The sequence below is a fragment of the Micromonospora sp. NBC_00858 genome (genome assembly GCF_045207365.1).
Taxonomy (GTDB): domain Bacteria; phylum Actinomycetota; class Actinomycetes; order Mycobacteriales; family Micromonosporaceae; genus Micromonospora.
In genome coordinates this window covers 5,770,734-5,782,650 of sequence record NZ_CP108828.1, presented here as the reverse complement: position 1 = coordinate 5,782,650, position 11,917 = coordinate 5,770,734, and the positions used below count along the sequence as shown (strand labels likewise).

Annotated in this window: 12 protein-coding genes; 6 read left to right on the top strand and 6 right to left on the bottom strand. The window is 71.8% G+C overall.

Annotation, left to right across the window (positions count from 1 at the left end; all coding sequences use genetic code 11):
* Positions 1–85: 85 nt before the first annotated feature.
* Positions 86–1,147 carry a hypothetical protein gene (locus tag OG990_RS26940; RefSeq protein ID WP_406077566.1) on the top strand — a complete coding sequence of 354 codons (1,062 nt, stop codon included), beginning with the start codon at positions 86–88 and terminating at the stop codon, positions 1,145–1,147.
* Between the two features lie 13 nt (positions 1,148–1,160).
* Here OG990_RS26940 and OG990_RS26935 read toward each other — a convergent pair whose 3' ends face one another.
* Complete coding sequence (locus OG990_RS26935; protein WP_406077565.1) at positions 1,161–2,330, bottom strand: acyltransferase family protein; 1,170 nt, start codon at positions 2,328–2,330, stop codon at positions 1,161–1,163.
* A 287-nt stretch (positions 2,331–2,617) separates the two neighbouring features.
* On the opposite strand from OG990_RS26935, the gene OG990_RS26930 reads away from it, so the two are divergent.
* The 3 genes from OG990_RS26930 (at position 2,618) to OG990_RS26920 (ending at position 6,304) form a co-directional block, all read left to right on the top strand.
* Positions 2,618–3,082, top strand: coding sequence for a DUF4442 domain-containing protein (locus OG990_RS26930; RefSeq protein WP_406077564.1), 465 nt, complete (start codon positions 2,618–2,620; stop codon positions 3,080–3,082).
* 61 nt (positions 3,083–3,143) lie between these two features.
* The gene (locus OG990_RS26925) at positions 3,144–3,935 is read left to right on the top strand and encodes an HAD family hydrolase (protein WP_406077563.1); all 792 of its coding nucleotides are present in this window, start codon (positions 3,144–3,146) and stop codon (positions 3,933–3,935) included.
* The gene (locus OG990_RS26920; RefSeq protein WP_406077562.1) at positions 3,932–6,304 is read left to right on the top strand and encodes a glycoside hydrolase family 65 protein; all 2,373 of its coding nucleotides are present in this window, start codon (positions 3,932–3,934) and stop codon (positions 6,302–6,304) included. The genes OG990_RS26925 and OG990_RS26920 overlap by 4 nt, the downstream gene beginning before the upstream one ends.
* Before the next feature lie 74 nt (positions 6,305–6,378).
* On the opposite strand, the gene OG990_RS26915 is transcribed toward OG990_RS26920, so the two are convergent.
* The gene (locus tag OG990_RS26915; protein WP_328422914.1) at positions 6,379–6,558 is read right to left on the bottom strand and encodes a hypothetical protein; all 180 of its coding nucleotides are present in this window, start codon (positions 6,556–6,558) and stop codon (positions 6,379–6,381) included.
* A gap of 165 nt (positions 6,559–6,723) precedes the next feature.
* Between OG990_RS26915 and OG990_RS26910 the strand changes: the two genes are divergently transcribed.
* Positions 6,724–7,404 carry a dienelactone hydrolase family protein gene (locus OG990_RS26910; RefSeq protein WP_355602053.1) on the top strand — a complete coding sequence of 227 codons (681 nt, stop codon included), beginning with the start codon at positions 6,724–6,726 and terminating at the stop codon, positions 7,402–7,404.
* Here OG990_RS26910 and OG990_RS26905 read toward each other — a convergent pair.
* A complete protein-coding gene (locus OG990_RS26905; protein ID WP_386985518.1) occupies positions 7,399–8,541 on the bottom strand; it encodes an AI-2E family transporter in 1,143 nt (380 codons plus the stop codon). The two genes, OG990_RS26910 and OG990_RS26905, sit on opposite strands and share 6 nt — an antisense overlap.
* Positions 8,542–8,740: 199 nt before the next feature.
* On the opposite strand from OG990_RS26905, the gene OG990_RS26900 reads away from it, so the two are divergent.
* Positions 8,741–10,066: an FUSC family protein gene (locus OG990_RS26900; protein WP_406077560.1), complete on the top strand. Its 1,326-nt coding sequence runs from the start codon at positions 8,741–8,743 to the stop codon at positions 10,064–10,066.
* Positions 10,067–10,076: 10 nt separating this feature from the next.
* On the opposite strand, the gene OG990_RS26895 is transcribed toward OG990_RS26900, so the two are convergent.
* From OG990_RS26895 to OG990_RS26885, 3 genes are all read right to left on the bottom strand, one after another.
* The gene (locus tag OG990_RS26895; RefSeq protein ID WP_328422922.1) at positions 10,077–10,739 is read right to left on the bottom strand and encodes a C39 family peptidase; all 663 of its coding nucleotides are present in this window, start codon (positions 10,737–10,739) and stop codon (positions 10,077–10,079) included.
* 379 nt (positions 10,740–11,118) lie between these two features.
* Entirely contained in the window at positions 11,119–11,526 is a 408-nt protein-coding gene (locus OG990_RS26890; RefSeq protein WP_355602061.1) for a TIGR03618 family F420-dependent PPOX class oxidoreductase, read from the bottom strand.
* Positions 11,527–11,557: 31 nt separating this feature from the next.
* Positions 11,558–11,899, bottom strand: coding sequence for a YkvA family protein (locus tag OG990_RS26885; protein ID WP_328422926.1), 342 nt, complete (start codon positions 11,897–11,899; stop codon positions 11,558–11,560).
* Between the last annotated feature and the right edge of the window lie 18 nt (positions 11,900–11,917).

Genomic DNA, 11,917 nt, shown 5'->3' with positions numbered 1-11,917 from the left:
CGGAGCGGGGTGGCGGAGGCGCCACCCGGTGTCCTACCGTCTGCGCACCCAGTCCACTTTAAAGACCACCGAGAGGGGTCCACCCGTGTCGGGTGATCGTCCCAGCCCGCTCGTCATCGAGCGCATCCTGCGCGACCGGCAGGGCATCTGGCAGCAGATCGTGGCCGAGCGTGACCTGAACGCGATGACCGGGCGGATGCTGGCCAGCTCCGCCATCGCGCTCGCCTGTTACGGTGCGGTGCTGGGCGCCTTCCACAGCCCGCTGATGGCGCTGACCTCCGCGCTGAAGCTGCCGCTGCTGTTCCTGGTCACGCTGGCCATCTGCCTGCCCACGCTTTACCTGTTCAACCTGGTCTTCGGTGCCCGGCTCTCGGTGCGCCAGTCGCTGGCGCTGGTGATGGTGGCGATTACGGTCACCTCGATGCTCGCGGTGGCGTTCGCGCCGATCAGCCTCTTCTTCCTGATTACCGCGCCCGACTACGGCTTCTTCAAGCTGCTCAACGTGGCGATCCTGACCCTGTCGGCGCTGGTCGGGCTGCGTTTCCTGACCGGTGGCATGCAGGTGCTCAACGACCACGGTCTGCTCGCCCCGGAGGCGGCCCAGGCCCAGGCTCAGGCCCAGACCCAGGCTCAGGCCCCGGCGCAGGCCGTGCCGGCCGCGGTGCCCGCAGGCACGGCGCCCGCTGCCGCCCCGGTGGCTGGCCAGGTCGCCGAGCCGGTGGCCGTGCCGGCCGGAGCGGCGGCGGCCGGGTCGGCCGGTGCGGTCCCGAACGGCGCCACCCCCGACGTGGCGTCGCCCGCCGCGCAGGTCCCGGCCCAGGTCCCGGCGCAGGTCCCGGCGCAGGTCCCGGCCCAGTGGGCCGGGCAGCCGGCCGTCGCTTCCTTCCCGCCCGGCATGCTGCCGCCCGGTTACGCGCAGCCGCAGCGCCCGTGGGGCAACCCGCCGGCACGGCGCGCCGAGCCGACGCAGCGGCCGGCCAGCATGACCCTGCTCTACATCTGGATCCTGCTCTTCGGCTTCGTCGGCACCCAACTGGCCTGGACGCTGCGTCCGTTCTTCGGCGACCCGGGGCAGGATTTCGCGTTCTTCCGCAGCATCGACGGCAACTTCTACGCGGAGATCCTGCGGACCATCGGCAACCTCTGACGACCCTTGTCGATCACGCAGGCGTGGTGGGCCTGCTGCTGGGCGCGGCCGGCGACTTGATCCTCAGCCAGCGGTTGACGAACCGCTGGGCCGGCCGCTCCCAGAGGAAGTGGCAGGCGGTCGCGACCGCAGTGATGAAGACGATGAGCAGCGTCATCTTGGTGAAGTAGGCCATGAAGCTGTCGTCCACCCACGACGCTGCACCGACCACCTGCATCAGCGGGCGATGCACCAGATAGAAGGCGAAGGAGACCTCGCCGAGAAACACGACGAGCCGGGTGCTGAGAAAGCGGCCGAGCGCGGACTGTGGGTACTGGCTCAGGCCGAAGAAGAGCAGCACTCCGGGGAGCATCCACATCGCGTCGTAACTGGCGTAGTAGTGGGTCCGGCCGGGCCAGGCCATCAGCAGCAGTGCCGCCGCGAGGGGAAGCCAGGTGAGCAACGGCGACAGCACCCGGTCCCGGGCGGCCGACGCGGGCCACGACCGCTTGGCCTGGCGGAGGAGCAGTGCCGCCACCATGCCGAGCGTGAAGTCCCCCAGGCGGGTGGCGGGCGTTCGGTAGAGCCACCGGTGCGCACTGAACGGGTTCGTGGCGGGCAGACCGTTGCGGAAGTGCTGGAACAACGCCGCGAGTACGAAGGCCGCGACTATCGCCGCCACGGCCACGGCGAGGAGAGCCTTGGCGTTGTTGGCGATCGGGCGCAGCGCCAACACCAGTAGCGGGAAGCAGGCGTAGAGAAAGAACTCGACGCCGATCGACCAGCCCGGTGCGTTGATGCCGTAAGTGACGACGAGCGACGGATGCCAGGACTGCAGGGCGAGGACCTGGATGAGGAACCGACTCACGTTGGAGTGGTCGTCCACGGCCAGCCAGACGACGACGAGGACCAGCAGATAGAGCGGGTAGACCCGGGCCAGCCGACCGATCAGGTAGTTCCAGGTGCTGCGGGGGCTCGGCCGAGTGGCGCCGTCGAAGTAGTTCAACGCGATGACGAACCCCGACAAGAGAAAGAAGAAAGTGACGCCGTTGCTGCCCGCTCCCATGATCCGGCGGACCGGATCCGGCAGCGACTCGTGCGCTGCCGAGTGATGAAAGAAAACAGCGAGAGCAGCGAACCAGCGCAATCCGGTCAAGGCGGGGATGTGCAGCTTTTGTGTGATGGCTGCGGGCGTCGACGTCATTCATTCCTCCAGTTCCGCGCCAGGTTATAGCACTCTGCGCTGCCCCGGCCGCCCTCCGGGAGGCGCTCTGATCAGGCGTATAGCCCACAGATTCCGGTGCGGGAACCCCGGTTATTCGCCGGCTGTTCACCTGATTCGGCTTGCCGCATTCGACAATTTTCGTGTGCGCCGAGAGGGCTAGTGGAAATGGGTGATCCGCTGGTGGCCGGCGAATGTTCGAACAATGAACACCGGCCGAACCCACGCCGGCCTTGCCCCGGCAAGTTACCCGCGAGTAGCGTCAGGGCATGACCATCGACTCTCGCCAGGTGGCGGCCGGCCTGCTGGAAGCGGTGCCGTTCGCCCGTACGCTCGGTTTCGAAATCGTCGAGGTGGCCCCCGAGGCGGAGGGCGGGGTGCGGGCAGTCGTCCGGCTCCCCGACTCGCCGGCCACCCACAACCACGTCGGCGGGCCGCACGCCGGAGCCATGTTCACCCTCGGTGAGACGGCCTCCGGCGCGGTGGTGCTGGCCGCCTTCGGGCAGCTGTTGGACCGAGCCGTGCCGCTCGCCGTCCGGGCCGAGATCGCCTACCGCAAGCTGGCACTGGGGCCGGTGCTGGCCACCGCGCGGCTCGGCCGGCCGGCTCTCGATGTGATCGAAGAGCTGGAGTCCGGCCAGCGACCCGAGTTCCCGGTCGAGGTGGAGATCGCCACCGAGGACGGCACGCTCACCTCGGCGATGACCGTGGTCTGGACGCTGCGGCCGCAGTGAGCCGCGCTGGCGGCGGCGGAAACGGGGTTTGGCGGCCTGGCTGGGTGGTTAGATTCGTAGCGTGCTGGGCCTACCTGCTCATGTGACCGCCTGTCTCTTCGATCTGGACGGTGTGCTGACGCAGACCGCCCGGGTGCACAACGCCGCCTGGACGCGGACGTTCGACGAGTTCCTCCGGCAGCGGGCCACGGCGACTGGTGAGCCGTTCCAGCCGTTCGATCCCGGCGCGGACTACAACCACTACGTCGACGGCCGGCCCCGCGCCGACGGCGTCCGGTCGTTCCTCGCCTCCCGCGGGATCGTGCTCCCCGAAGGCAGCCCGGACGACCCGCCGGACGCCGACACCGTCAACGGCGTCGGCAACCGCAAGAACGTCCTGCTGCTGGAGCGCCTGCGCAGCTCCGGTGTCGAGGTCTACCCGGGCTCGGTGCGCTACCTGAAGGAGGCCACCGCCGCTGGGTTGCGTCGGGTCGTGGTGACCGCGAGCGCCAACGGGCGCGAGGTGGTCGCTGCCGCCGGACTGGAACCACTGCTGGAGGCGCGGGTCGACGGGCTGGTCGCCCGGGCGCAGGGGCTGCGTGGCAAGCCGCACCCGGACACCTTCCTGGCCGGGGCCAGGCTGCTCGGCGTCGACGCGACGCAGGCCGCCGTCTTCGAGGACGCGCTGTCCGGGGTGGCCGCCGGCCGGGCCGGCGGCTTCGGCTATGTGGTCGGCGTCGATCGGGTCGGACAGGCCGACGAGCTGCGCGCGCACGGCGCCGACATCGTGGTCAAGGACCTCGCGGAGCTGCTCGAAGCGGACGACGCCCACCCGTCGGCGGCACGCCCGACCGGAGAGCGGGGTCTCGCGTGATCCGGGAACGGGCCTATCCGGTCGAACCGTGGCACGTCCGGGAGACCCGGCTGGACATGGACGTGCTGGCCCAGTCGGAGTCGGTCTTCGCGCTCTCCAACGGCCACGTCGGGCTGCGCGGCAACCTCGACGAGGGCGAGCCGCACGGCCTGCCCGGCACGTACCTCAACTCGTTCTACGAGCTGCGCCCCCTGCCCTACGCGGAGGCCGGCTACGGCTTCCCCGAGTCCGGGCAGACCATCGTCAACGTCACCAACGGCAAACTGATCCGGCTGCTGGTCGACGACGAGCCGCTCGACGTGCGCTACGGCGAGTTGCTCGCCCACGAGCGGATCCTCGACCTGCGGGCCGGCACCCTGCACCGGGAGTTGCACTGGCGCTCGCCGGCCGGCCGGGAGGTCAAGGTCCGCAGCACCCGACTGGTGTCGTTCACCCAGCGGTCGGTCGCCGCCATCAACTACGAGGTGGAGGCCGTTGACGGCCCGCTCCGGCTGATCGTGCAGTCCGAGTTGGTGGCCAACGAGACGCTGCCCGCGCAGAGCAAGGACCCCCGGGTCGCCGCGGTGCTGGAGTCGCCGTTGCAGGCCGAGGAGGAGCTGACCACCCCGGACGGTGGGCAGCTGATCCACCGCACCAAGGTCTCCGGGCTGCGGGTGGCCGCCGCGATGGAGCACGAGGTGCACGGGCCAGACCGCACCACCATCGAGTCCGAGGGCTACGAGGACTGGGTCCGCACCACGATCGGCTGCGTGCTCAAGCCCGGCGAGAAGCTGCGGGTGGTCAAGTACCTGACGTACGGCTGGTCGAGCCGGCGGTCGCTGCCCGCCCTGCGAGACCAGGTCGGCGCGGCGCTGGCCGGGGCCCGGCTGGACGGCTGGGACGGGCTCTGCCGGGAGCAGCGCGGCTACCTCGACGAGTTCTGGGACGCGGCCGATGTGCGGGTCGACGGGGACCCGGAGGTGCAGCAGGCCGTCCGGTTCGGCCTTTTCCACGTGCTCCAGGCCGGTGCCCGGGCCGAGCGTCGGCCGATCGCGGCGAAGGGGCTGACCGGCCCCGGCTACGACGGGCACGCCTTCTGGGACACCGAGATGTTCGTCCTGCCGGTGCTCACCTACACCCAGCCGAGCGCGGTGCGCAACGCGCTGCACTGGCGACACAGCACGCTGGAGCAGGCCAAGGAGCGAGCCGAGACGCTCAACCTCAAGGGTGCCGCCTTTCCCTGGCGGACCATCGAGGGCCCGGAGTCCTCCGGGTACTGGCCGGCCGGCACAGCGGCCTTCCACATCGCCGCGGACATCGCCGACGCGCTGCGGCGCTACGTGCTGGTCACCGGGGACACCGAGTTGGAGCAGGAGATCGGGCTCGACCTGCTGGTGGAGACCGCCCGGCTGTGGCGTTCGGTCGGCCACCACGACCGGCACGGGCAGTTCCACATCGACGGGGTCACCGGCCCGGACGAGTACACCGCGGTGAAGAACGACAACCTCTACACCAACCTGATGGCGCAGCGGAACCTGCTCGCCGCCGCCGAGGTGGTGATGCGCTACCGGGAGGCGGCGTTCCACCTCGGGGTCACCGACGAGGAGGCGGCGAGCTGGCGGGACGCGGCCACCTCGATGCACGTCCCGTACGACGAGGAGCTCGACGTCCACCAGCAGGTGGAGGGTTTCACCCGGCTCGAGGAGTGGGACTTCGCGCACACGCCGGCGGAGAAGTACCCGCTGCTGCTGCATTACCCGTACTTCGAGCTGTACCGCAAGCAGGTGGTGAAGCAGGCCGACCTGGTCCTGGCCATGCACTGGCGGGGGGACGCGTTCACCCCCGAGCAGAAGGTGCGCAACTTTCTCTACTACGAGCGCCGGACCGTGCGCGACTCGTCGCTGTCGGCCTGCACCCAGGCCGTGCTCGCCGCCGAGGTGGGCCATCCCGAGCTGGCGCACATCTACCTGCGCGAAGCCGCGCTGATGGATCTGCACGACCTCAACGAGAACACCCGGGACGGCGTGCACATGGCCTCACTGGCCGGCGCGTGGCTCGCCCTGGTCGGAGGGCTCGGCGGGTTGCGGGACCACGACGGTGAGCTGTCGTTCGCGCCTCGGCTCTCCAGCCGGCTCAGCCGGCTGGAGTTTTCCCTCCAGTGGCGCGGGCTGGCACTGCGGGTGGATGTACGGCCGCACCAGACCACGTACTCGCTGCGCCACGGTGGGCCGGACGATGTGGTGGAGTTGCGCCACCACGACCAGCTGCTGCGGGTCACCTTCGATGAGCCGGTCACCGTGCCGGTGCCGCCGGCCGACCCGTCCGGGCCGCCGCCGGAGCAGCCGCCGGGTCGGTCGCCGCTGATGCGGTTGCCCGAGCACGAGCAGTGACGGCCGGGGCGGGAGTGATCCCGCCCCGGCCGCCACCTGACGGGCCGGTGCCCGCCCGGTCGTCGACTTCGAGGTCAGATGGGCTCGCCGGTCGACGGGCGTCCGATCGCGTCCCGGGGCGCCATCGCCCGGGGATCATCGGGTAGGCGGGCCTGCGCGGCGTCGTCCGCCCAGTCCCGGTTGCGCTCGGCGTCCTGTTGGCGCCGGTCCCGCTCGCTCATCTGCTGTTGCCGGGACGACTGCTGCTGAGCCATGGCGATCCTCGCGATCCGTCGGGGCGCGGCTGCGCCGACACGGTCTGCGGTCGCCCGTCGCGTACCCGGCGGCCCATCCGGCAAACGCGGCCCGGCGGCGGTGCGGGGGCGTGCCAGGCGGCAGGCGGGGTATCCGGGACGAAGGCCAGCACGCGGAGGTGGGGCATGGACGAGCAACGCAGCACGGTGACCATTCCGGTCGGGGACGCCCAGCTCCCCGCCGACCTGATGTTGCCCGCTCAACCGGGCGGCGTGGTGCTCTTCGCGCATGGCAGCGGCAGCTCCCGGCACAGCCCCCGCAACGTGGCGGTGGCCGAGACGCTGAACGGCCGAGGGCTCGGCACGGTGCTCGTGGACCTGCTCACCCCGGCCGAGGACGAGGTGGACGCGCGCACCGCCGAACTGCGGTTCGACATCGGGCTCCTGGCCAGTCGGCTGGCCGGCATCGTCGACTGGTTGGCGGCCGAGCGCCCCGCCGGTGAGGTGCCGATCGGCCTGTTCGGGGCCAGTACGGGTGCCGCCGCCGCCCTTGTCGCGGCGGCGTCCCGCGCCGACCGGGTGGGCGCGGTGGTCTCCCGGGGCGGGCGACCGGACCTGGCCGGCACCGCTCTGGCCCAGGTACGTACGCCGACGTTGCTGCTGGTCGGTGGCCTGGACGAGGAAGTGATCGCGCTCAACGAGCAGGCGCTGGCCGAGCTGGGGGAGGTCGGCGAGCTGCGGGTGGTCCCCGGGGCAACCCACCTCTTCGAGGAGCCGGGCACCCTCGAGCAGGTCGCCGACCACGCCGGCACCTGGTTCACCACCCACCTCAGCCGCGCTGTTCCCAGCCCGGTACGTCGATCATGAGGTCGGCGGGGGATCGGTCACCCCTACTGGAGCGGGGGCGCCCGAGGCGGAGTGGTGGCGTTGCACGGTGTCGATGATGCGCCAGAGGACGGCGGTGATCGGAACGCTGACGAAAGCGCCGGCGATGCCAGCGATGAGGGTGCCGGCGGTGACCGCCACCAGGATGACCGCCGGGTGCAGCCGGACCTGCCGCTTCATGACCAGCGGCTCCAGCAGGTTGCCCTCGATCTGCTGCACGGCGATCACCGCGGCGAGGGTGAGCAGCGCGGTGGTCGGCCCGTTGGCGGCCAGCGCCACCAGCACCGCCACCGCGCCGGCCACCGTCGCCCCGATGATCGGCACGAAGCCCCCGAGGAAGGTGATCAGCGCCAGCGGCAGGGCGAGCGGCACTCCGAGCACCACCAGGGCCAGGCCGATGCCGATCGCGTCGATCGCGGCGATCAGCATCGTGCCCCGGCTGTACGCGCCCAACGTCTGCCATCCGGCCCGGCCGGCCTCGGTCACCAGGGGCCGGTTCGGGCCGGTCATCCGGGACAGGACCCAGTGCCACATGGACCGGCCGTCCTTGAGCAGGAAGAAGAGCAGCACCAGGGCGAGCAGCGCGGAGCCGACCACTTCGCTGGCGGTCCGGGCACCGGCCACCGGGTCCGGCGAGCTGCCACCCAGCCCCTGCCGCGCCTGGTCGACCAGTCGGTCCAGTTGGGCGTCGGTGACCGGCAGGGTGGATGTGACGAAGTCCCGGCTTCGGTCCAGCCCCTGGGTCAGCTCCTGGCTGAGCTGGTCGAACTGGCTGGCGGTCAGGTTCCAAACCAGCGCGCCGACCCCCACCAGGATGCCGAGGAGCAGCAGCACGGTGAGCAGCGCGGCCAGCGACCCGGGTAGCCGCAGCCGGCGCAGCCGGAGCAGCACCGGGTCGAGCAGCGCGGTGAGGAAGATGGTTGCGGCCAGCGCGATGGCCAGCGGCGCCAGGAGTACGGCGATCCGGCCCAACAGGTAGAGCCCGGCGACGACCACCACCAGGCAGGCGCTCCACAGCACCGCGGTCCGGACCAGCCAGGGCAGGGCCGCCCACGCCTGGCGCGGCCCGGAGCCGTCCGTCGTCGCCCCGGTGCCCGCCCCGGGTTCGTCTACCGCCATGTCGGTCCTCCTCGATCTCCGCGAGGTCGGTACCCGGCCAGTGGCGCGCCGACACCCATATCGCTCCAACGCCGGTTGAGGCGCTGGCGTGGTGGGTGCGCCCAGGTAGTCCGAGTCATCCGGTGAAGGAAGAATTGCCCGGTTTGCACCCGGCGGGGCCTGGCACGATTGTCCGCGAGGCGCCCGGGTAACCGTCGCCATGGCCGATGACCGCCCACCAGCCGACCGCGACCGGTCGCGGCTCGGCGAGGCCGCCGAGCTGGGCGGCCAGGCAGTCGAACAGGTGCGGCGCCGGGGCGGGCAGGCCGGCCGGGTTCGGGCCCGGCAGTGGGAGATCACCCTGGTGATCGCGATCCAGGCCGGGCTGGCCGCGGCGCTGGCCGCCCTGATCGCCCAGCACCTGCTCGGCCCCGGAGCGCACGTCTTCGCGCCGGCCGCCGCCGTCGGTACGATCGCCACCGCTATCGGGCAGCGGGCCCGGCGCACCTTCGAGCTGCTGGCCGGGGTGGGCATCGGCATCGTCATCGGTGACGCGCTGCGCTTCCTGCTCGGCTCGGGGCCGTGGCAGACCGGCGCGGTGGTCGCGCTCGCCATCGCCAGCGCGCTGCTGGTGGCGGGACGGGGTGGCGCGCTGGTCGGTCAGGCCGGTGGTACCGCCGTGCTGATCGCCACGCTGGCCCCGATGGGACGCGGCCTGGAGCTGCCCCGGATCTTCGACGCACTGGTCGGTGGGGTGGTCGGCCTGCTGGTCGTCGCTCTGCTGTTGCCGGTCAATCCGATGCGCGTGCTGGACCGGGCCGTGGCGCCGATCGTCACGGTCCTTCGCGAGCAGCTCGCCGAACTGGCACAGACGCTGCGGGAGCGCGACGCCGAACGGGCGGTGCAGATTCTGGAGCGGCTGCGCGCCACCGAGGGTGACCTGGGTCGGCTGCACGAGTCGCTCAGCGGGGCGGAGGAGGTGGTGACGATCGCGCCGGCCCGCTGGCACCGGCGTCAGCAGTACCGCCGGTACGCCAACGGCGCGGAGCACCTGGAGCGGTTGACGCTGGACGTCCGAGCGCTGGCTCGTTGGACGGCGACCGCTCTCCAGTACGGTGAGCCGATTCCGGACGAGTTGCCGAATGCGGTGGCCCGGCTGGGCGAGGCGGTGGCCGAGATGCACTCCGAGCACCGGAGCGGCAAGGATCCCGAGCGGACCCGCCAGCTGGTGCGGGAATGCGCCGAACTGGCCGGTCGGTCCACTGCGATCGGGGTGCACTCGTTCGGCGACGCGCTGGTGACCGGCCTGCGTACCGCGTGCAGCGACCTGCTCCGGGCCACCGGTTGCGACCCGGACGACGCCAATCGGATGGTGCGCCGAGCGGCCGGCGCCGGTGAGGCGGAAGTCCATCCGCCGCCCCGTCGGCAGATCCACCGGGCCCCGCCGAACCGCGCCGCCCGGGTCCGCAGGCGGACGCGGCTCAGCGCTCGGACCCGGCACGACGAATGGGCCGGCCTCCCCGACAGGGGGAGACCGGCCCGGTGAACCGCCAGAATCAGGAGGAGTAGCCGCGCTCGGCGATCCAGTTGGCGACCTTCGGCAGGCTCATCCAGTACTCGCCCAGCGCCGGGTTGGCCGGGTCGGCGATCCGGATGGTGTCGCCCCCGTCGCGGTAGCCGACCAGGGTCAGGTAGTGGCCGCCCTCGTACGAGTGCGGGTTGCCGTCGGTGTCCACGGCCGTGCCCTTGATGTTGGCCACCACCGGTCGGCCGGCGTCCAGCGCGGCCAGCACGTCCCGGCGTAGCTGCTCGACCTGTTCGGGGCGGGCCACCGAGTCACGGATCTCGGTGGTCCGGTACTTGCCGCCGGTCAGCTCGTTCAGCACGCGGGTGGTGTCCAGGGCCGAGGGAGTGCCCGCCTCGGTGGTGCCGAGGAGCTTGGCCACCTCGTCCTGGGACAGAGCCTTGCCCTGGGCGGACAGCGCGATCCGGGTCGCTGCCGGGCCGCAGTAGTAGAAGTTTGGCTGGGCCTGGTAGTCGATGCCGAGGATCCGCTCGGCGGAGCGGCCGGGCTGGCTGCCCCGGTCGGTCTGGCTCGACGGGGTCGGGGTGCCCTGCACCGGGGCGGCCTGCGCGGCCAGTGCGGGACCGAGGGCGCAACCGCCGGCGACCAGCAGGCCGGCGACGGACAGCGTGCTCTTCTGGATGATCGGGTTCATGGTCGAGTCTCCTCGGGGGTTGGTGCCTCCAACTGGTGGAGGGCAGCAGCACCGGGAATGGCGCTCGGCTCATCGAGGTGGGCGACGACCCGCGGCGGCCTCGGGCCGTGGGCTCACCGGGGACGTAACCGTCCTGCTCCGGCGGGCATTCCGCCGCCGGCAACCGGCAAGGCGCGGTGCGATCAGGTGCAACGGCTGCTGGCCGGGCGGGATTCCGGGTTCGACGTGCCGCTGCTCACGGCTCTCCCGCCACACCATCACCGGGTCGAGCGAAGAACCGGACGATCCGGGCAGCGATCAACGGACCGGACACCGGGGACGGCCTGATCACGACTCGCATGACCGGCGAAGGATGACCAGCGGCGCAGGTGGCGCGGCGTCAGAGGCTGCCCAGGAGGCCGGTAACGCTGATCTCGATGACCACGCGCTCCGGATTCGGGCGCGGGGTTCGGTACCGCTCGGCGTAGCGGCGCTCCGCCTCCGCGACGGCGGCCGGATCCGACCGGAGCACCGCCCGGCCCTCAATGGTCAGCCAGCGGCGGCCATCCACGTGGCAGACGGCCACCGGGGTGCCTGCCGCGCCGGCGGCGGCTACCTGGCGGGCCTTGCGGGAGGTGCCGGAGGTGATCACCCGGGCCAGCCCGGCTGCCGGGTCGAGGGTGACCCCGACCGGCACCACGTGCGGGGTGCCGTCGGCGCGCAGCGTGGTCAGCGTCGCGAGGTGCCGTTCCGCGCAGAAGGCGGCAACGCGGTCGTCGCGTACGTCCAACTGGTGATCGCCCGCCATGCCTGTCCCCCGTCCACCGAACCGGCCTCGATCATGGCACGCGGCGGCGTACCCGGTCGGGATCCGGCGGCGCGTCCGGCTGCCCGGGCAGCCGGCGATCGGCCGCCCGGCGCTGGTGCACCAGGCGGGTCAGGTAGATCAGCGCGCCGGCCAGGACGCCCATGTCGTCCAGGTAGATCGGGTCCGGGAGCAGGTCGACCGGGAAGATCGTGTAGATCAGCGCCCCGTAGAAGGCGACCTTGCCGCCCGCCCCGAGACCGCTCAGCAGACGCCGGGTCCGTACCACCCGCACCGCCAGCACCACCGCACCGGCCAGTGTGGCGACGGCCAGGATGCCGGCGATCACCACGAGGACCCACGCCTGTCGAGACATTCCGTCACGCTAACCCAC

Coding starts and splice junctions, on each gene's coding strand:
- OG990_RS26890 (WP_355602061.1), bottom strand. CDS start 11,526: ATGGCGGGCGATCACCAGTTGGACGTACGCGACGACCGCGTTGCCGCC.
- OG990_RS26895 (WP_328422922.1), bottom strand. CDS start 10,739: ATGAACCCGATCATCCAGAAGAGCACGCTGTCCGTCGCCGGCCTGCTG.
- OG990_RS26905 (WP_386985518.1), bottom strand. CDS start 8,541: ATGGCGGTAGACGAACCCGGGGCGGGCACCGGGGCGACGACGGACGGC.
- OG990_RS26885 (WP_328422926.1), bottom strand. CDS start 11,899: ATGTCTCGACAGGCGTGGGTCCTCGTGGTGATCGCCGGCATCCTGGCC.
- OG990_RS26935 (WP_406077565.1), bottom strand. CDS start 2,330: ATGACGTCGACGCCCGCAGCCATCACACAAAAGCTGCACATCCCCGCC.
- OG990_RS26915 (WP_328422914.1), bottom strand. CDS start 6,558: ATGGCTCAGCAGCAGTCGTCCCGGCAACAGCAGATGAGCGAGCGGGAC.
- OG990_RS26930 (WP_406077564.1), top strand. CDS start 2,618: ATGACCATCGACTCTCGCCAGGTGGCGGCCGGCCTGCTGGAAGCGGTG.
- OG990_RS26910 (WP_355602053.1), top strand. CDS start 6,724: ATGGACGAGCAACGCAGCACGGTGACCATTCCGGTCGGGGACGCCCAG.
- OG990_RS26900 (WP_406077560.1), top strand. CDS start 8,741: ATGGCCGATGACCGCCCACCAGCCGACCGCGACCGGTCGCGGCTCGGC.